The sequence below is a fragment of the Bradyrhizobium sp. CSS354 genome, from assembly GCF_029051725.1.
Classification (GTDB): Bacteria; Pseudomonadota; Alphaproteobacteria; order Rhizobiales; family Xanthobacteraceae; genus Bradyrhizobium.
Map to the genome: position 1 here is coordinate 199,817 of NZ_JAACFU010000005.1, position 19,591 is coordinate 219,407.

Consider the following 19,591-nt stretch of genomic DNA (forward strand, 5'->3'; position numbering starts at 1 on the left):
CTTTCGCCCGAAGGATGCATCCGCGGCCGTTCCGGCGCCATTCATCGTCATGCTCATCCTGTCGACCCATTTGGCCCGTTTCCTGGTCTCTTACCGACACTTAGGGCTAGTTGCAAGGCGCGGAAGCGCAGATTTCTATCGGTGGTTGTTCTCGACTGGACTGCATCGCGGGCGGTATGGACGAGCAGGAGTAACTCGTCGGAACTCCCGGCATGAAGCCAATTTTTTCTCACTGGAGATGATGCCAATTGCAGCAGCTGCCGTCCGACGCTGGCGAGACGCCCTCCAAGGAGCACGACCACCAGTGCGCCAATCTTCCTTCAGTGGGATAACAGCGATGAAAACGGTCTGCGACAGCGTTGCACAGGCCAAATCGCTGACTTCCGCGACGAGTTGCTCAGTAGGCCGTCGGCTGAGTACAACGGATCAAGAGGACGGCGTTCTGTCCATCCGAATACAACAATGGAAAGTCGCCCCGTCCAAATTTTTCCAGCAGTTCAGGGTCAAGTGGCCGGTCCACCGGAAAGTACGATAGCCGCCCCCCCGGGCCAAGGTGAAGCCATTGCATCGTCCGGGGATTGATGATGGCAACCAGATTCCAAGTGCCATCCGGCGTCTGCAATGCGGCCATCGCGCTGTTGATTACCTCTGCCTGGACTGCGCGGGCTGCAGCTATTTCTCCCGCTCTTTTGAGCGTCTCTTCCCGGATCCGGGGGGCTGCCATTTCCTTTCCTACGCCCGGGTCAGGTAGAATCGGTACGACCGGTAGTTGCACACCTGGCCTCACGGCCTTTAACATGCCCTCCGTCAAACTCGCCGCGCCCATCTGAGCGCGCGCTTCAACATTAAGTCTGTCCATCATGGGTGCAATGATCGCGCAAGCCCTCGGGACTGTTCGAAGGCTGTCGGACTCAGGCCGCACGATTGCCGAAATCACTTCCCTGATGTTATCGGCCAGGGGCGGGTAAACTGTATCCAGGTTTGAGAAGAGGTAGAAGCCGGGGACCCCGGCAACCGCCCTTGCCATCGCCAAGGTGACAGGATCGGTTATGACGATGGACTTCGGAAGATTTTCATGCAGCCAGCGATCGGTCGCGAGCTCGCTGGCGCTATAATGAGAAATAAAGGTCGCTCCAACCGGAGGCCGGCCATAGCTGTAGACCCTGAAAAGATTTGCGACGGCCGACCGATCGATTGCAACGCTGAGGCTGATAACCACCGCGGCCCCCACTATCTGTGTGCGCCGCCGGTCCGAAAATGTCAGCCCGGCGCAAACCGCTGCGACAGCCAGCAGCCCGATTTGCATCGGCCTGAGCATGGTTTGGTAGGTGCTGTATGGCAGGTCAGGCCACCAACTGAATGCATAAACACCAATTGTGAGAGCCGTAATCAGAGCCAACGCAAAGAAGCTGAGGCGGCGCAGCCGTCCGACCGGGGCTGGAGCGGGATCCCAAATAAGCTGGCAGAACAGTTCAGTAGTCGCGACGGTAAACAGCCCGAGTACTACGAAGAGGATCCGGTACAGGAAGGGAAAGCCGGACAGCACCCCAAGGCTGAAGGTGCACGCGGCGATCCACGACCAGAGCAAACGCAGAATGGCCGCACTCTGACCCGGAATGGCTACCTGCTGAATGAGCCGGGCGGGCGGATTCTTTGCGCACCACCACAGGTACAAACTACCGATCAGGATCGGGAACGCCGGACCTATTGCGCGGCTGATCTCGATCGCGGCGACCTCCGGTCCGGCGCCGAGCATGATCTCATCGCCCTCGTTCAAGCCCCTGCCTAGAAGAAACTGTGTGAGGTGGGAGAACAGGCCGTTGGCGCTGACTTTCGGCGCGTAGCCGGCGCGGGCCGCCGCAATATAGAGCAGGCCGAGAACACATATTGAGGGGAGCAGCAGGCCGGCCACCCACAGGGACTTCAACAGCCGCGGCTCGGGCCGCGACGCGGCGCTCAATACCGCAACATAGAAGAGCCAGCTCGCGATCACAATGGCGACGAAGAGATACGCGCTGCGGTGAACGAATATCAACGCGATCGGCCAAGCACTTGTGATGAGGAGACTGGCCGCGGTTCCTCCGCCGCGGCTGCTCGAGCGACCGACCGCATTCAGCGTGAGTAGCACTGCAGGCAGGACCGCCAATAGCAGCGAATTGTTGTTGAGCAAAAAGGCGATGACCACTGCAGCCAGTGCGGTTGCGGCGGGCACGATGGTGGACGGAAGCAGAGTTTGACCGGAGGCCGCGATCGGGGCAACCCCCACGAGCATCGCCAAGAAGACGAAGCTGCTGGCTATTGCAAGGCTGCCATTGGTCAGGATACCGAGCGTATTTGTGCTCACCGCAAAGAGCACGAAGAACCATTTGCGGCCCGAGTCGGGGAATAGCCTGCTGGCGGCGGCGTAGAAGAACAGTCCCAGACAGAGAATTGAGATATAGCGGTAAGCCCAGTGGAACTGTAGCAGGTCCAGGCCCAGTGTTCCCGACAGCAGGCCCGCGACTGCGGCGCGTAAGTCCGAATAGGTCTGGCCGGCGTAGGGATTGAGAACGCCAGTATCGGCAAATTCCTGTGCGATCTTCATCCAATGGGCATCGGCGCCGATGTCGGTGAACGGGAAACTCGAGAAGGCGCCAAACGAGCTCCACCAAGTCATGGTCGCAAGCGGGATGACGATGGCAATCCAGATCGCAATCTCGCGCAGGTCTTGCCGGCGCACGCGCCACAGGCTTCTTGTCGTGAAAAGGCCAATCAGAGAAATCAGCGACAGCACCGCGAGATCGATCTTCAGATCGCGCTGAACGAGGCAGAGCAGTTGAAGAAAGGTTCCTGATCCGGGCGCTCCAATCGTAAACCCAAAGATCAGCAATTCGAGGCGGCTCAGGCCTGACGCCTCGATCAGCCTGGGCGATGCCAATACCAGGATGAACAGCCCAAAGCCCGTCGAAATGACGAAGAAGAGCAGCGTCAAGCCAATCGTTTGCAGCCACATGTCAGAGCTTTCCAGCGACACCGCGAGCAAAAGGCCCATCAACGAAACCCGAACGTGCCACAATTCATCGTAAAATCCGTGTGCAATGAGACGGTCAGGTCGGTGCGAACGATCGAACCCTGTTGGACAGATTCGACCCTCGTCACGTCGACGACTATTGTTTCGAAGAGGGCTCGGGCGGATTCGATAAACCGGCTATTTCGGAAGAACTGTCGCAAAATGCTCCTTGTGTCTGATCGGCGCCGCCTGAGTGCACAAAGAGCGGGTAATCGCGAATTTGAAGCAGCCGCGTTGACCATGTGGCCCAAACTTCTCACCAGATCTTACTCAGTCGGTTGAGGACCATGTTGAATGAAACGAGCTGTTGTCACTGGTCCGGTTTTGGCCCCAGGACGCCAGGGATGGGGCCGACCTCGAGGCGGGTCTCGGCGAGCGTGTTAGTCAATTTTCCCGCGTCGCAGAACAGAACCACACAGCGATAATATTGCATGGACAACTGATAGTTGGTCAATATTGGTTCCTTGGCGACGAATTCGATGTTTGCTTGTGGGCCCCATGCGGCGACGTTCGAGAACGCGCTGCCCGGCGTTCGGCTCAACTTGTCCATGTCGCGAAGGATTGTCGGCGACTCGTTGCGGCGCACGAATCCCAGCAGCGGTCTGTCATCCCATGCCGCGTGCAGAATGCCTGTCACTTCGCTTACGCCGAACCCGGTCTGCGCGGAACGCTCCAGGAAGTGGTCTGTCAGGGCGAACACGGCCGCTGGCGGCTCGTGATCGGCGCGCTGCAGTCCGTAAATCAGCGCGTTTTGGCGTAGCGACCTCGCCTGCTGATGGAAGTAGCTGCCCCAGAGCGAAGATAGGTTCACCGTGAGAGCGAAGACCGCGGCCATGAGCGCAAGCGGCGCGGCTCTGGGGCTCGAACGCAAGATACGAAGCGCCGAGATCGTCAGCAGGCCTAGCGGAATTCCGAACAACAAGAGATGGCGGGACTCGTAAAAGTGGCCGGTCGGAGCGGCAGCGATGCTGACATAAGGCAGCATGAGCACAGCGAAGGTCGCAAGACCCGCGACCATGGGCCAAGCGAGCGAAATCAGACCGTCCTGCCGGGGCAGCCGGGTGCGCTCCGACAGGGACGAGAGAGCGACGAATACGAAGCCTACGAGCGCGGCAAAAACGAAGACCCGACGGTTCTCACCCATCAGCCTCGCTGCTTGCGCCAAGGGCGTATACGCACCCTCCCTGGCGAATTGGCCAAGCCCGGCTAGAGCCGTACTGAGGTCGGGAATGCGTGCGCGGTAATATTCGCTGTATAGCTCCGATCTGGGAAAGAGCAATTTGGTCGAGAACCAGTAAACGAAGGGCAGCGCAAAAAAGTCCGCCCAACGGCTAAGCGAAAGAAGCGAGGACAGGCGGTCGCGATCCGCGATCGGCCGCGCCAAAAGCACCGCAAGCAAGCCGATGAAATAGGCCACCATCATCGAATTGACGGAGAAGCTGCAAAGCAGGGCGACAAGGCTGAACGGCCGCCACCAGCGCTGCGGATTCTTCGACGTGGTGATCGCGGCAAACAGATTGAGGCCCAGGCAAAGCAGCGCGAAGCTGAAAATATAGGTCGCGAGCACCTTGGCGGTCCAGACTTGGAAGCCAGCATAGGTCCACACCAGATAGGTCAGAAACTGCGCCTCGTAATCCGAGAAAACTCGGAGGCGGCCCAGAAAAATCCTGAAATTGATTGCGCCGACGGCAATGCCCGTGATCGCCATCGCTTTCATAAAGGCGATGGGGTGATTGGTGAGATTCGCGAGAGCGCAGTAGATGTACAGGATCGGATGACCGGCGCCGTGCAGCAGGAAATCGGTCTGTGCCGGGTACCCCGGCTTTATCCCGAAAATCAACCAGTCATCTGCAATCAGCCCATCGTTGAAGAAGATCGGCGCATGCGCGATCGCGAGGGCACAGAGAAGCAGAATGGCATCCCATCCGGGCACGACAGGCTTTTGCTCGACGAGGCGTGGATCGAGATGGGATGATGTATCGGTCAACCGGCGCTCCGCGACATGTTCCGGTCACTCGCCGACTCGAGCAGGCGAAGGTCGCATTGCGCGTTCATGGGATCCATCAGACCCATCACCATACGCTTCTGCCACCGTCTATGACCAAGTTCTGACCGGTCATGTAGCTCGATGCATCCGAGCAGAGGAACTGCACGGCGGAGCGGTATTCGTCGACCTCGGCCATACGCCCCATGGGGATCAAGCGTGTCAGTCGATCGACGAAGGCGGGGTCCTGGTTGTTGAAAACACCGCCCGGCGAGATCGCGTTGACGCGCACGCCGTGATCGGCCCAGTAGGTCGCCAGATATTTCGTCAGCCCGATCAAACCGTGCTTGATCACCGAGTAGGTCACGGGTTTCACCGGCTGTTCTTCTTCGCGCGTCACTTGCGGCTGACGATAGAGCCGCTGATCCGGCGCGATCACGCCGAGATCGGAGGCGATGTTGAGGATCACGCCGCGCCCGTTTTTGGCCATGTCGCCGCCGAACACCTGCGCGCACAGCATCGCGCCGGTCAGGCCTACGGCGATCTCGGTCTGCCATTGCGGCACCGGGAACGCCTCGAAGCGCGAGGAGTGCATGACGCCCGGACTCGACGTCACTTTCGGGTCGATGGCGGCGTTGTTGACGAGGATATCGACGGTGATGCCGCGGCCTGCGAGTTGCTCGTTCGCGGCACGCACAGAGTCGAGCGAGGTGACGTCGATGGCAAGCGCGATCAGATCGGCTGAAGCGGCGATCTGCTTCAGCGCCGCGACGGCGGCTTCGGCCTGCGTCAAGCCGACATCGGTGACGACCACGCGCGCGCCGGCTTCGCTGAGCGCTGCAACATGCTGCTTGCCCAACAGGCCGCCGGCGCCGGTCACGAGCGCGGTCCGTCCGGTCAGGTCGTAGCGGGAGGAGGGGTTTGCCATCAAAGGCTCCTGTTCAGCTTCTGAGCTGGCCGCCGTCGGCCACTATCACGCTGCCGGTGATAAAGGCGGCGCGGGGCGAAGCAAGGAAGGCGACGACGTCAGCGATCTCCTCGGGAGTGCCGAGCCGGCGTAGCGCCACCTCGCGCTGGAGCATGTCGTCGACCGCCTGCTTGTTTTCGGCGATCTTGCGCGCCCAGGTACCGTCCGGGCTCGAGATGTTTCCGGGCGCGACTGCATTGATGCGGATGCCTTCCAGCGCCAGCGGCCGCGCCAGACCGCGCACGGTCGCATTCAGCGCCGCTTTGGCGGCGTAGTAGGTGACCGGCGCGCCGAGTGCGGCCATGCCAGCGATCGAGGAGATGCAGACGATCGCGCGGTCGCCGCTGCCACGGGCCATTAGCGGTCTGGCGGCCTCGATCATGTTGGTGGTGGCGAACAGATTGAGGCCCATCACCCGCGACCACTCCGCCGCAGTTTCCTGCCCCGGGGGCACGGACGCACCGCTGCCGACATTGCAGACGAGGATGTCGAGCCGGCCCCACTGCTTTTCGACATCCTGAACAAGGTTCGCCGCGGCGGCGGGATCGGTGACGTCCGCGATGTGAATCGAGCTCCGTCCGCCGACCGTCGGGCGCGCGGTGTTCAGCGCATCGGCGCCGCGCGCCGCAACTGCCACCTTGACGCCTTCTGCCGCGAGCGTTGTCGCGATTGCAAGCCCGATCCCGCGACTGGCGCCGGTGACGAGTGCGACGCGATCGTCCAGCTCGAGCTTCATCGCGCCGCGTCCTCGATCCAGCGAACCGTCATGTCGCGGTATTTCGCCAACGCGCCGGCGTGGTCGCCGTCGGCGGCACGCGCGGTTTGCAGGATGTATTGACCCTTGTAGCCGGATCGCTCGATCAGCCGGATCGTCTTGGCAAGGTCTGCGTTGCCGGCGCCGAGCGGCACGGTCGTGCCGCCGCGGACGCGGTCTTTCACGTGCACATTAAGGATGCGCGGCGCGTAGGCGCCGATCTCCTCGTCGCTGTCATAACCGAGCGAGGCGCTGTTGCCGCTGTCGTAGTTGATGCCGAAGACCTCGGCTGGATATGCCTTCATGAATCGGGCGAGCTCGCGCGGCGGCAGATCGGATTCGAAGATGATTTTGACGTTCCGTCTTGCAAGCTGCTCGGAGCGAGCGAGCAGCACGCGCTTCAACGTATCGCTATCGCTCTCGCGCTCGATCTTGCCGTTGTCGACCAGCGGGATCACGATGAATTCGATGCCGATGCGGCTACAGGAGGCGATCAGCAGATCGAGGTCGGCGACGAGCGCGTCGCGCACGACGGCATCGACCTTCCAGAACGGCGCCTGCATGAAGCAGTCGCCGGTCAGGCTCGGAATCCGCACGCCGTTCTCGCGTGACAGCGCCAGAATGTCCTGTTGGCCCGGCTCGGTCGTCAGCGGGTTCTCGCGCAGCCGTTCCTGATCGATGGTCCATTCCATCCGCGTCAGGCCGAGCTCCTTCGCACGCGAGAATTCCTCGCGCCACTCGTCCCAGGGGAATGCCTGGATCTTGCCGTCGACGAGAGCCGAAAGCCTGCCTTGCATGAAGCCGATGCGTTCGAGCGTTGCGGTCACGGTTGCTTGTCCGAGTTGATGGCGAGGCCCTTTGTGGTCCAACCGCCGTCGATGAAGAGTTCCTGTCCAGTCACATAGGCGGAGGCTTCCGACGCCAGGAAGACGGCGGCTCCCACCATGTCGGCGGGCTGTCCCCAACGGCCGAGCATCGTGTGGCGACGCCGCGCCTCGTGCATGTCGGGATCGACAAAACTCTTCGCGGTCATCTCGGTCGCGACATAGCCGGGCGCGAGCGCGTTGACGCGGATGCCGTCGGGCGCATAGTCGGCGGCGAGCGCACGCGTCAGTCCGGCAAGACCAGCCTTCGCCGCCACGTAGCCGGGATTTCCGGGAAAGCCGCGGACCGAATTGATGCTGGTGACGTTGATGATTGCAGCAGAGCCCGCGTTCTTCAAAAGTGAATGGGCGGCAAGGATGGTGGCGTAGACGCCGGTGAGGTCGGTTGCGACCGTGGCACGGAAGCGCGCGAGCTCGCCCTCGGCGCTTTGGGCCGGCAGGCTGATGCCGGCGGCGTTGACCAGCGCGTCGATGCGTCCGCCTTGAGCGGCCACGATGCGGAATGCGCTCTCGATGGCCTCGTCATCGGAGAGATCGCAGGCAATCGCGCTCACGCCCTGTGGTGCGGTCCCGGAACGGCTGAGGCCGAACACCGTAGCGCCCGCATCCTGCAGGCCGGTCGCGATCGCAGCGCCAATGCCGCGGGAGGCGCCGGTGACGACCGCGATCTTGCCGGCGAGAGAGAAGGGGCTGAGGTCAGGCATAGCCGTAACTATGCATGATGGCGGCGCAAAGCTTGACGTCCTCGGGACGATCGATCTGGAACATCTTGTGACGATCCATCACGTGAAAGCCAATCTTGCCGCCGAGACGATTGTTCTGCTCGCGCAGGAGCGATGGGATCAGGACGTAGAACGAGCCGTTCTCCAGGTAGCGCTTCTCGATCTGCTGCCGCATGCGCCGATTGTGGTAGTCGTAGTTGATCGGCTCCGGCCCGCTCGCGCCGATACGCCAGTTGAAATAATCCTCGACCTCGCAAACCGAGAGCAGGCTGTCGAGATGGTCGCGATCGAAGGTCGCGAGCGCGTCCTCGATGTCGCTGGACTCACGGATCGGCGACGTCGCCTGGAGCGCGACGATCCGCTCGAACCGTCCCATCCGCTCGTCGGTCGCATTGAGTGCGTGCAACCAGGCGGACTCGGAGGAGGCGAGGTCACCCGAAATATCTGCGGGACGTCGCACGCCGATGGCGCCGGCGGCTTCCGCCGCGGCGAGGATACTTTCGCTGTCGGAGGACACTGCTACGACGTCGACGCCGCGCGCCGCGCGTGCCTGCTCGACCGTCCACGCGATCAGCGGCTTACCGCAGAGATCGAGCAGGTTCTTGTGCGGAATACCCTTGGAGCCGCCGCGCGCGGCGATCACGGCCAGCGTCTTGCGCGCCATCAGATATGCCCCTCGAGACGCTCGAGCGCGACCCAGAAGCCTTCACCCATGTTCTTGTGGCCCTGCCAGATTTCGGGAATGAAGGACGCGGTCGGCGCATGCTTGCGCAGCACCCGTCCGATCTCGTCGAAATCGATCTCGCCTTCGCCGACCTGGAGCCCTTCGCCGTCGAGCCCCTTGGCGTCCCCGAAATGCAGATGCGCGGTGTGCGGCCCGAGCTGCGCCAAGCCTTGTGCGAAGTCGAAGCCGAAATGATTGGCCGCGAGCTTGGTGTGGGAGATGTCGACGCACATCCGCAGATCATGCTTGGCGCAAAACGCGGCGGATTCCTCTGGGAAGATAAAGATGTTCTGGTGGCGCTGGCCGCCGAAATGCCATGGGAACGGCGCCATGGTCTGCGGCGTCAGCTCGACGCCGTCCATGTCGAGCTCCTTCAGGCTCTGGGCGAAGATGCGGTAGCGCTCGGCCTTCGCCTCCGGCGGCAATGGCTCGTCCATGGTGAAACCGCCGATATTGGCGACGATGGGCGGGCGCTTCGTCTTGGGAAAGAATTTCTTCAGGCCGCGGGTGATGTCGATCACGGTCTGGGTCTGCTCCAGCGAATATCGCCGCAGCGACTCGTCGGGAGTTGCGAGGTCCATCAGCTTCGAACCGGCAAACAGCTCCGGCGCATGCACGACGAAGCCGAGATCATAGGTGCCGGAAAGATACGTCGCGGGATTGCGCTCCATGTCGCTGTAGCTGAGATGGAACTCGATGATATCTGGCTCGCAGATCTCCAGGAAGCGCTCGGTATCGTGATAGCGCACCGGCACGCCCCAGGGCCGGTCGAAGCGGTAGCGCCGCGCTTTTGCGATGCCTTCATCGAGGTCGCTCTGGAAGAAATAGTCGTCGGCCGCCATCGTCCGCGTCAGCTTGCGGCCGAGCAGGGCCGGCATCTTCAGCGGCGACAGCCCTTGACCCGGACTCTTCACGGCGATGTCGCTGTCGGAGATCACGGTGCCTGCCGGGAGGTCGCGCGCGGCCACCAGGCTCTTGGCAAGGTTTTCACGGTTGATCAGCTCACCCTGGCTCAGCGCGCGCTCTGCCAGTTTCTCGCCGCGCGCCGCCTCCACCTCGCGGATGCCCGAGACCAGCGTCTTGAATTCTTCCGGCTCCAGGCTCGCGGCGTGGTCCGGACCTTCCATCCCGCGGTCGAGCGTGATGTGGCGTTCGATGACGACGGCGCCAAGCGCCACGGCGGCCGTCGAAACGGCAACGCCGCGCTCGTGGCCCGAATAGCCGACGATCGGATGGATCTCGCGCAGCGTTTCCATGAAACGCAGATGGATGTTGTGGAGCGCGGCCGGATACGTGCTCTGGCAGTGCAGCAGCACGTAGCTCGCATCGCGGTCGTCGAGGAATTTCGCCGCGGTCTTGATTTCGTCCGTCGTGCTCATGCCGGTCGAGACGATCAGCGTCTTGCCGGTGGCGGCAAGGCACGCGAGCAGCGGCAGATTGGTGAGATCGGCGGAAGCGACTTTGTAGGCCTTGACGCCGAACCCTTCGAGCACGGCGACGCTCTTCGCGTCCCACGGCGTGCAGAGATACTGGATACCCTTTGCCGCGCAGTACTCGGCGATCTTCTTCTGCTGCTCGGTCGGGAGTTCGAAGCGGCGCAGTAGATCGAGCGTATATTCGACGGCGAGGTCGTCGTCCTTCCCGGACAGGCTCGAAGCGCGATAGACCTCGTCGAGCTTGCGCATCTGGAATTTGGCGCAATCGGCACCGGCCGCGACCGCGGCATCGACCAGCGCAATGGCGCGATCGAAGTCGCCATTGTGGTTGTTGCCGATCTCGGCGATGACGTAGCAAGGCGCGCCGTCTCCGACAGAGCGGCTTCCGATCTTTGCGGTCAGCGGATTCCGAATCACGGCACTATTCATCGCGCCTGCATGGCTCCTGTTTCCGATGGTTTGGGCTTCACGGCGTAGACATTGTGTCCGAGCAGCGAGATTTTTGCGGTTTCGAGCACCGCGCGCGCAAAATATCGATAGTCACGCGCGGTCAACGCGTGGAATCCGAACGGCGTGGCTTGCAAGCCACAATAGGCGAACATCCTCCTGACGTCGCTCATGGAGAAGTAATTAATGTGGTCGGGCGGAATCCAGTGTCTTGCATCGCGCCAACTCGGCACCATCTGCCGCAGATCGTTGCGATTGGGGACAATCACGACGGCCAGCCCCCCGCCGTTCAGCGTCTTAACCGCGTCCGCAAGCAACTGCTGGGGATCGAGCACATGTTCGAGGACGTTGTCGATGACGATGGCGTCGGCGGGCGGCGCTGTCTCCAGTTTGAAGAAATCGTGGACGATATGCACGCCGTGCTGCTGACCGAAACGGGACAGGCCGCTGGCGGGCTCGTAGCCAGTATACCTGTAAGGATCGTCCTTCATGAGGTAGCCGAGTTCTCCCCGCCCGCAGCCGATCTCGACAATCTGGGATCCCGGCTTCAAGTGCAGGTGGATCAACCGTCTGATCTGATGATGACGGTTGCGGAAACGCCAATAGAGTTTTGCCAGATCCCCGTGATCCGCCGTATCGAAACGTGCGGTCGAGGTGTACACGAATCCACAATCGGAGCATTGTTCGAGGTGATAGGTCGATCCGCCGCGCTCGACGGCGCGAAATGGAGATCGTGCTTTCGAACCGCAGAGCGGGCAAACGTCACGAGAGATAGTTCCGGCGTGACCTTCGGAAACCGCAGTTACCAACGAAGCTCCATCGCTGCTCAGCATCATCAGCCTCAAGTCAGTTAATGAAACGCGACTTCCAGGTTCGAAGACCGTTCTCTTCGAACATGATGCGCGAGCAGACATGCCCTCGCTGTTCCAGCGCCGAGATCAACGGGTAGCGCTCGAACGGGCGCACAAAGAACATGAAATAGCCGCCGCCGCCGGCGCCGAGCAGCTTTCCGCCGACCGCACCGTGCGACTTTGCGAAATCGTAAATAGCGTCAAGCTCGCTCGATGAGATCTTCGAGCTGAGCTTGCGCTTGGCGTGCCATGCTTCATCGATGAGGCGCCCACATTGCAGCAGCCGGCCGCGCAGGAGATGCCTACGGATCTCGCGCGTCACTTCCTTCTGCTTGGCGGCGGCCGCCGCGGCGTCGATCGTCTCGTGCTGGGCCTTCTGATCGCGATGGATCGCGCCGGAGTCATGACCCGAACCAGTGTAGCAGAGCACCAGGCTTTCCTCGAGCTCGGCGATGATATTGGCGTCGAGCCGCAGTGGTACGATGATGTTCTGGTCGGAGGAGAATTCCATGTGGTTAAAGCCGCCGAACACGGTGGCGTATTGGTCCTGCCAGCCGCCGGGAATGTTGAGCATCAGCCGCTCGGCCTGGAACGCCATCTCCGCAATCTCGTGGCGATCCCACTGATCTGAGCGGAATTCGTTGAAGCAGCCGATGATGGCAGACGAGACGACCGCCGAGCCGCCCAGGCCGGACCCGACCGGAAAGTCCGCGGAGACTTCGAGATCGAATCCGTAAGTCGGCTTGATGAGGCGCACCACCGACTTGATCAGTGCGAGATCGCCGTCGGTGCCGAGCTCGGAAAGATCGTGTGCCTCGATCGTGCGTCGAAAATCGTGCGAATAGATCCGGACCCGGACATCGCTCCGGCGCCGCAACGTCGCATGGGCATACATCTTGATCGTCGCGTTGATCACCGACCCGCCGTCATTCGCCATGAAATAATGCGTCAGATCAGTGCCGCCGCCGGAGAAGCTGATACGCACCGGCGAGCGGGCACGCGCAAACACCTCGCTCTCTTCCGAGAGGTTGAACAACTCGCGGCTGAATACGTCGACCAGCCGTCCCTCACCGTCGAGAATCGGTACGACGTGCACACGCTGGTCGAGCAGCTTGAGGATCTGCTCGCGCGGCCCGCCGCTCCGCGCCGAGACGAAGTTGCGATTGATGCAGGTTGCGACCTGGTCGTGGATCGTGATGCCCGTCAGCATCCGCCTGCGAATGTCGCCGTCGGTCACCGTGCCGACGATCCGCCCGCCAACGTCCTGTGCAAACAGGATCCCGAGCATGTTGGCATTGAGGCGGCGAAAGGCCTCCTCAATCGTCTCGGTTTCTGCGATAGTAACAAGGGTCCGCTCGAGCACGATTTCGGGTCCAGAAAAGGCCCGTTCCCCGGCCTTGAAGGGGCAGATGAGCCCGGTAATACGGTAGCCAAAGGGGCGATGCAAGGATGGCTTTTATCCTCCCTGCGTGGATCTCGATCGACTTCCGAGATCGACGATGATCCGAACAAATCCGGTGTCGTGGGCACACAACCGCTCGGATTGAGTTTCCGAGATCGGTACGCTCTGTTCGTCAGCCAGCGCTCCGGTTACGGCCATTCGTTCCACACCCGCGAGGCTGCTGATAGGCGGCAAGAGCTGCCGGCACGCGGCTCTAGGCAGGTCATGGAGATCTATGGTCAGCCGCGGACCCGACTTCGCCAGTACCATGATGCCCGAGAAGGAGACCAGTCGCCGCCCCCTCACCAGACCTTGAGGAATTTCTGCGCCTGTGCGGCCCAGGGCGGAAAAATTCACGGGACCGTCCGGGAGGGCATGGCCCACCGTTCGAAGACCGCTGATCAGTGATGCAATATCTTGCAGAGCCTCCGTCGACCGGTTCGCGAAATCATCGGCCATGTCCTGTTCGATGCACGGATCCGACGATTGCGGGTCGCCAGCCTGTTGGAACTGGTAGGCAACAAGCTCTCGTGTCCGTCCGAGCGGATGGCAGAGCGAGCCGCTTGCTCGGATCCGGTCCAGGATAGCCTTTTCGAGTGGTCCCAAACCTGCATCGTTGCGGCGCATGACAATTAGATCACCGGTTTTGAGAGCCACCCGACTGGCCAGGATGCGTGTGGCGAGTGCCGGAACGAGTTCATCGGAAAAGGTGAACGATCGCGGCCAAGTGTGCCACTTGCCAGCGTACATCATCGCAATGTCGCTGAGCATCTCCTGACCGTCGGCGCTTTCGCCGAGCAGCACCGTAACCTTTGTTGAACTTCCAGAAAACCGGTCAATGAAGTTCTTCGCGTCCGCGACGACGATGCGATCGAAATCGTCTAGAGACCAAAGGCCGGTTTGGGAGCGAAGCGCGAGCTCGTTGGCTACTCTGTCGGACAGTTTCCGGGTCAAAGCAGCGGGCGTACAACGATCGTAATCCCTGCATTCCTGCAGCAGCAGAGAATAGGGCGAATCGGCACGAAACAGGTAGAGGCAGGAGAAGACCGAGACCCAGAACAACGCGACAACAGGCACCACGGTCAACTTGATCGCCACTCGATCCCCGCTGAGCGCAAGATCAGCCAGCCAGAGGGCGGCGGGCAAGAACAAAAGTGCGAACGGCAACAGCGCGATGAGCACGGTGAAGTCGACCGACCGGCCGGCAAAATAGGCCCCGGTGATGGCAGTCAATATAGCTGCTGGCAATGCGTGGCGCAGCCAAGTGTCACTCGCAGCCTGCAGCGAGATGCGCTTGTTGTCGATCACCAGCAGCCAGCAGCCAGCGACCGCTATTGCAACCGCACCCAACATCGGAATCCAGCCCCAGAATCTCGCGTCGAACGGTATGGACCAGAACTGTGCAAGCGGGTTGTAGCTGGAGAGAAAGCTGAAGTAGATATCGAAGGCGGGCCAACTCCCGGCCACCAAAAGCGTACCGATGGACAGTGCGGAGAGCCCCGAAATCATTGGCAGCGACGCGATGGTGAGATCCTTTGCCAACCTGCCATAACTTCGATCGCGGAGGTTGAGCAAGGCCAGGGAGCCGACATAAAGAGCAACTGCTCCAACAAAGGCCTCGATGCTCCACAGGCTGGAGAGAAATCCGGCCAGGAAGACGAACGCCGAGTGCCGGACGCCCTGTCGCGCGCCAAGCGCAACGGCCATGAGCAAAATGGGAAGATACCGCGCTCCCAGCACGGAAGGTGCGGCATTCACGTTGCCTTGGCCGTAGTTCCAATCGGATAGCCAGAACAGGATGAACACTAGGCCAAACCAGACCGCGCTCATCCGAGACCGGCTGGACTGCCACAGCGCGACGATGAAGAGAGTGTAGAAGATCAGGTTGCAGAGCTGGATGGCGATGTTGGCGACGGCGAAGGATGGTGGCCCAAGCTGGAACGCAAGGTAGGCAACCAGGACGGGGCCGGGTCCGTACTGAGAAAAGGTGTCGACCATCAGCGTGCCGCCGTGCAGGAGGTGCAAGGCGGGGCCAACCACCGTCATGTAGTGAAACGGGTCGGCGGCGAGCGAAAAATCGAAAGTCAGGACGGTGCCGGCGACGAGGGCGAAAGCGAGTGCCGCTCGCTGAAACGACCGTAGGTGCGCGGGGCGGTTCCTTACAAGCCACCGTTCGAAGATCAGGAGGCCGGCGCCCACCAAAACGAACAGCATCGCCGTCAGTGTTGCGAGCACGAGGTTTGACCGTTCCGGAAATCCTCCGGGGACGGTGCGAAAAACGAAGCCGAAGACCGGGTTGAAGTATCTATATCCCGGCTCGATCCTGAAAAGGGCGATGACGGCGGCTGCCAAGGCGAACGCGAGAGCGATCGTTTGCGTGGACCTTGAACTTCGCCGCTTGATGACTGTGACCGCCTGATCAAGGAACCCTTCCTTTCGGCACGCGGAGCGCAGCCAGGCGATCAGCAGGATATACCCGATTGCCGAGACCTCGGCCACGTGCAGCGCGCCTTTGCGCCAGAATTCGGAGCCGTCCTTGCTGGCCCAGGCTGTGGTGGCGACGAGCGCGAGGCTCACTAGGGCTGCGACAGCGCACCAGACATTTGTCGCCTCCAGGAGACGACCTGCCTCGGGCGAACGACGGTCGAGCCAGTGCTGCAACGTCACGGTACATATCGGCAGGACCGAAATGCCCGAGATGAAGACCAGCATGGTTCGCAGCCGGGGTTCAATGCCCAACTGCTTGGCAAGCGCGATTTCGAACAGAATGCCGAGCAACGTCAGAGCTGCGCTCGACAGCAGCGGCGCCACGTCGTCGAGCCAGGCGCCTGATCGCTGCCGCACTGCCTCGTGGCGATGCTCATGCATGACTGATTTCATGTAATCGTACCGAAAGCCTCAAGCGGCAAGGTGAGAGGGTAACGGGCGGCGCACTGCGCCGCGACATTGGTCGATGCGGGCTGCTTCCGCGCGAGGCTTGAGTGATGCGCCTCAGGAGGGCGCATGGGCTGCCATGCAGTATTGCGCTCCGAGCGGCAGCCAGCCGAGGCTCGCCTCCACCTTGTGGAAGAATGGCGTATCGAACGGTGTGAAGATGATGAATTGCTGCTTCGGGTCGACCATGCCGGCGGCGCGAAACAGCTTGGCAAGCCGACCGGAGCGGAGCAACACGGCGTTCTGGTCGAACGGGCAACTCCTGACGATCTTCTGCGTCAGCGGATTGAGCGGATTGTGCTCGATGATGATGACGAGGCCTCCCGGCCGGACCACGCGAGCCGCTTCGACGAGAAAGGACTCCCAATCGTCCGGCGGAACGTGATGCATGACGGCTATCGCGTAGGCGATGTCGAAGCTGCGATCCTGGTAGGGAAGCCGCGTGCCTTCATAGACATCGTAGTGGACATCCGGATTGGTCGCTTTTGCTTCTTCGATGACCGTACCGGCCACGTCGATTCCGGTGAGCTTGATGACGGATTGCGCAGGCCTTAGGTGGGGATGAATCAAGCCCTGCCCGCAGCCGATATCCAGGACGTCGAGCGGCCGCAATGAAATATCGTTCTGTGCGCGGAACTTGGAGAACGCATCCAGCAGGTAGCGCGCCTTCGCGCGCGTGAAGAAATCCTGCGGCTGGCCGCTGAAAGCGATGGCACTGTCGATTTGCTTGCTATAGCCGTCGCGATATTGGTCGAATTCCGTCATGATGGCTGCTCCGTCCCGGTCCGGCGGGAGATCTCGACTGGTGCTCTTCGGAGGCCCGCCGCCGCCGGCGCTTGTAGTGCAAGACGTTCCAGGGACACATCCGGCAGATTGACGCTGAACTCGATGACCGTCGTCGGCCGAGAGCGTACTTGATTGTAGATGCGTCCCACATACTCGCCGATGATGCCAAGAAAGATGGCATTGAGACTGATCCCGAACAGCAGCAGCACTGTTGTCGTGGCAAAGCCCGCCGGCCAATTGATACCGAAGAATAGCCGCGAGAAGATGTAAAAAAAGCTCGCGAGGCAGGTCAGTACCGAGATTCCCAGCCCAATGAAGGCGGCGAGGCGAAGCGGGAAGATCGAGTGCGTGATCAATCCGTCCACCGCCAGCGATATCAGCTTTCCGAGCGGGAATTTGCTGACACCTGCTTGCCGCGCGTGTCGGTCGTAGGCCACGCCGATCTGCTTGGTCGCGAGCAGCGACGTCAGACCGCGCGTATAAGGCGCGACATCGTTGATCAGATGAAGCTGATCCAGCACGCTGCGGTCGATCAGCCTGAAATCGCCGCTGTCGAGCATCAGATTATCGTCGGATAGTCGCCTGAGCAGCCGGTAGTAGACCCGTCGCGCCCACTGCAGCAGCTTGCTTTCCTGCCGGAAGCGCCTGATACCCACGACCACGTCGTGACCCTGCTCCCACAGCTCCAGAAATTTGGGGAATACTGTCGGTGGATCCTGGAGGTCGCAGTCGATCTGGATGGCGGCGTCTCCGGAGGCCAGACGATAGGCCGTAAGCACGGACCTCTGGAAGCCAAAGTTTCGGGCAAATCGTACCGCGCGAACGCGCGGATCGGCTGCTGCCAGTTCGGTGACAATAGCAATCGAGTTGTCGGTGCTGTGGTTGTCCGTGAAGATGATTTCGAACGTATAGCGATCATTCATTTGTTCGAAGACATGACAAACGGCGTCATAGGCCCTGCGGATGTTGCCTTCCTCATTGAAGACAGGAATCAAAATGGAAATGAGCTTGCGTTCCGTGTCGGCGGGCTTTCCGCGCATTTCGTTTGTTGTCCTGTCCGTGTGTATCGGTATTCATCGAGGGTTGCTGTCAGCTGAAAAAAGCTAGTACCAGATGCTGCGCATCGCGCAAAGCCACCCGGACCTCTCGCGGCCAAATTACGTAGTATTCCGAAGGGCATATGCTTGATTAATGGGGGGCTTTCCAGTAAGGCTCGCCCGGCGCGTTCCATGTCGCGCCACCGCTCGGGAGGATCGCCTCCCGGAAATCTGCCGTATCTCGTTGTTGCAATTAAGGTTCCGAATGCCCCACGCCTCACATCATGACATCCCAACCGGGAAGCTGACGCGCTGTCAGGTCTGCGGCTCCGAGCGGCTTGAGCTCGTCATCGACCTTGGACATCAACCGCTGTGCGACTCGCTGCCCTCGAAGGCACAGCTCGACGGTCCCGAAACGAGCTACCCGCTTCGTCAGGTGTGGTGCCGCGATTGCTCGCTGTCGCAGATCGACTACGTCGTTCCGCCGGAAGTCGTATTTCACCCCGAATATCCGTACCGCTCAGGCATCACCAAGGAGCTCGCGGTTTATCAGGACGCGTTCGTGCAGGATGCGGTCACAGACCTCGGGCTCAAGCCGGACGAGCTCGTTGTCGACATCGGGTCCAACGACGGAACGCTGCTCTCAGGGTTCAAGCGGCGCGGCATGCGCGTTCTCGGCATCGAACCGACCAACATCGGACGCATCGCGCAGGAACAGGGCATCGAGACGCTGCAGGCGTTCTTCGACGAGGAAACTGCCCGCAAGGTCGTGGAGACGCACGGCCATGCCAAGGTCGCCACCGCCACCAACGTCTTCGCGCATGTGGCCCAGCTCGGTGGCTTCATCCGCGGCCTGGAGCGCCTGCTGGCGCCCGACGGCGTTTTCATCCTCGAAAACCATTATCTGCTCGACGTCATCGAGGGCGGCCAGTTCGATACGATCTATCACGAGCACCTTCGCACCTACTCGTTGAAGTCGATCGTCAAGCTGTTCGAGTTCTTCGATTTCACCTGTGTCGACGCGCAGCGCGTCAGCCGTTACGGCGGCAATATCCGCGTGTACGTGGCGAAGGGCAGGGGGCGTCCGGTCAAGCCCGCGCTCGCGCGACTGCTGAAGGCCGAGGATGATTTCGGTCTCTCGAACCCTGAATGCTACGCGGCTTTCCGTGCACGCGCCGAAAAGGTCAAGCGCGACCTCCTCGAGCTCGCTCTCGACTGCAACAAGAAGGGCCTGAGCTTCGTCGGCAATTCGTGCCCTGGCCGTTGCAGCACTCTGCTGAACTATGTCGGCATCGATCGCACGCTGATGCCGTATATCTGCGAGCAACCCACCTCGCTCAAGCTCGGCTTGCATTTGCCCGGAAAGCAGATTCCGATCGTCGACAACGAGCGCCTGATCCGCGAACAGCCGGACTACGTGGTGCTGCTCGCCTGGCACTATGGTCAGCCGATTGCCGAACAATTGAGGGCAAGAGGACTGAAGTCGAAACTGGTCATGCCGTTGCCCGAAGTCAGCATACTTCCGGATTGAGCGTGGGCCGGACGTCAAGCCGGCGCGCCGGATCGCCCTCGGTA

Annotated in this window: 14 protein-coding genes; 1 reads left to right on the top strand and 13 read right to left on the bottom strand. The window is 61.2% G+C overall.

Annotated features, from left to right (window positions below; translation table 11 throughout):
- Positions 1-397: 397 nt before the first annotated feature.
- From GWG67_RS13870 to GWG67_RS13930, 13 genes are all read right to left on the bottom strand, one after another.
- Positions 398-3,031 (bottom strand): hypothetical protein, encoded by a 2,634-nt coding sequence (locus tag GWG67_RS13870; RefSeq protein ID WP_275169886.1) that lies wholly within the window; start codon positions 3,029-3,031, stop codon positions 398-400.
- Positions 3,032-3,359: 328 nt separating this feature from the next.
- Positions 3,360-5,036 (bottom strand): hypothetical protein, encoded by a 1,677-nt coding sequence (locus tag GWG67_RS13875; RefSeq protein ID WP_275169887.1) that lies wholly within the window; start codon positions 5,034-5,036, stop codon positions 3,360-3,362.
- A gap of 85 nt (positions 5,037-5,121) precedes the next feature.
- Positions 5,122-5,961, bottom strand: a complete 840-nt coding sequence (locus tag GWG67_RS13880) for an SDR family oxidoreductase (protein ID WP_275169888.1) — start codon at positions 5,959-5,961, stop codon at positions 5,122-5,124.
- A gap of 13 nt (positions 5,962-5,974) precedes the next feature.
- A complete protein-coding gene (locus GWG67_RS13885) occupies positions 5,975-6,736 on the bottom strand; it encodes an SDR family NAD(P)-dependent oxidoreductase (RefSeq protein WP_275169889.1) in 762 nt (253 codons plus the stop codon).
- On the bottom strand, positions 6,733-7,581 hold the full coding sequence (locus GWG67_RS13890) for a sugar phosphate isomerase/epimerase (protein ID WP_275169890.1): 849 nt from the start codon (positions 7,579-7,581) through the stop codon (positions 6,733-6,735). The genes GWG67_RS13885 and GWG67_RS13890 overlap by 4 nt, the downstream gene beginning before the upstream one ends.
- A complete protein-coding gene (locus GWG67_RS13895) occupies positions 7,578-8,342 on the bottom strand; it encodes an SDR family oxidoreductase (RefSeq protein WP_275169891.1) in 765 nt (254 codons plus the stop codon). The genes GWG67_RS13890 and GWG67_RS13895 overlap by 4 nt, the downstream gene beginning before the upstream one ends.
- Positions 8,335-9,024 (bottom strand): acylneuraminate cytidylyltransferase family protein, encoded by a 690-nt coding sequence (locus tag GWG67_RS13900; protein ID WP_275169892.1) that lies wholly within the window; start codon positions 9,022-9,024, stop codon positions 8,335-8,337. Before GWG67_RS13900 ends, GWG67_RS13895 begins: the two co-directional genes overlap by 8 nt.
- On the bottom strand, positions 9,024-10,949 hold the full coding sequence (locus GWG67_RS13905; RefSeq protein ID WP_275169893.1) for an N-acetylneuraminate synthase family protein: 1,926 nt from the start codon (positions 10,947-10,949) through the stop codon (positions 9,024-9,026). Before GWG67_RS13905 ends, GWG67_RS13900 begins: the two co-directional genes overlap by 1 nt.
- Positions 10,946-11,803 (bottom strand): bifunctional 2-polyprenyl-6-hydroxyphenol methylase/3-demethylubiquinol 3-O-methyltransferase UbiG, encoded by an 858-nt coding sequence (locus tag GWG67_RS13910; RefSeq protein ID WP_275169894.1) that lies wholly within the window; start codon positions 11,801-11,803, stop codon positions 10,946-10,948. Before GWG67_RS13910 ends, GWG67_RS13905 begins: the two co-directional genes overlap by 4 nt.
- Positions 11,804-11,813: 10 nt before the next feature.
- Complete coding sequence (locus tag GWG67_RS13915) at positions 11,814-13,181, bottom strand: CBS domain-containing protein (protein WP_275169895.1); 1,368 nt, start codon at positions 13,179-13,181, stop codon at positions 11,814-11,816.
- A 93-nt stretch (positions 13,182-13,274) separates the two neighbouring features.
- On the bottom strand, positions 13,275-16,139 hold the full coding sequence (locus tag GWG67_RS13920; RefSeq protein ID WP_275169896.1) for a hypothetical protein: 2,865 nt from the start codon (positions 16,137-16,139) through the stop codon (positions 13,275-13,277).
- A 111-nt stretch (positions 16,140-16,250) separates the two neighbouring features.
- Positions 16,251-16,958 (bottom strand): class I SAM-dependent methyltransferase, encoded by a 708-nt coding sequence (locus tag GWG67_RS13925; RefSeq protein ID WP_275169897.1) that lies wholly within the window; start codon positions 16,956-16,958, stop codon positions 16,251-16,253.
- On the bottom strand, positions 16,955-18,019 hold the full coding sequence (locus GWG67_RS13930; RefSeq protein WP_275169898.1) for a glycosyltransferase family 2 protein: 1,065 nt from the start codon (positions 18,017-18,019) through the stop codon (positions 16,955-16,957). The genes GWG67_RS13925 and GWG67_RS13930 overlap by 4 nt, the downstream gene beginning before the upstream one ends.
- Positions 18,020-18,281: 262 nt before the next feature.
- Between GWG67_RS13930 and GWG67_RS13935 the strand changes: the two genes are divergently transcribed.
- Positions 18,282-19,547, top strand: a complete 1,266-nt coding sequence (locus GWG67_RS13935; protein WP_275169899.1) for a class I SAM-dependent methyltransferase — start codon at positions 18,282-18,284, stop codon at positions 19,545-19,547.
- Positions 19,548-19,591: the final 44 nt, after the last annotated feature.

Coding starts and splice junctions, on each gene's coding strand:
- GWG67_RS13935 (WP_275169899.1), top strand. CDS start 18,282: ATGCCCCACGCCTCACATCATGACATCCCAACCGGGAAGCTGACGCGC.
- GWG67_RS13905 (WP_275169893.1), bottom strand. CDS start 10,949: ATGAATAGTGCCGTGATTCGGAATCCGCTGACCGCAAAGATCGGAAGC.
- GWG67_RS13920 (WP_275169896.1), bottom strand. CDS start 16,139: ATGAAATCAGTCATGCATGAGCATCGCCACGAGGCAGTGCGGCAGCGA.
- GWG67_RS13930 (WP_275169898.1), bottom strand. CDS start 18,019: ATGCGCGGAAAGCCCGCCGACACGGAACGCAAGCTCATTTCCATTTTG.
- GWG67_RS13900 (WP_275169892.1), bottom strand. CDS start 9,024: ATGGCGCGCAAGACGCTGGCCGTGATCGCCGCGCGCGGCGGCTCCAAG.
- GWG67_RS13925 (WP_275169897.1), bottom strand. CDS start 16,958: ATGACGGAATTCGACCAATATCGCGACGGCTATAGCAAGCAAATCGAC.
- GWG67_RS13880 (WP_275169888.1), bottom strand. CDS start 5,961: ATGGCAAACCCCTCCTCCCGCTACGACCTGACCGGACGGACCGCGCTC.
- GWG67_RS13910 (WP_275169894.1), bottom strand. CDS start 11,803: ATGATGCTGAGCAGCGATGGAGCTTCGTTGGTAACTGCGGTTTCCGAA.
- GWG67_RS13870 (WP_275169886.1), bottom strand. CDS start 3,031: ATGGGCCTTTTGCTCGCGGTGTCGCTGGAAAGCTCTGACATGTGGCTG.
- GWG67_RS13895 (WP_275169891.1), bottom strand. CDS start 8,342: ATGCCTGACCTCAGCCCCTTCTCTCTCGCCGGCAAGATCGCGGTCGTC.
- GWG67_RS13885 (WP_275169889.1), bottom strand. CDS start 6,736: ATGAAGCTCGAGCTGGACGATCGCGTCGCACTCGTCACCGGCGCCAGT.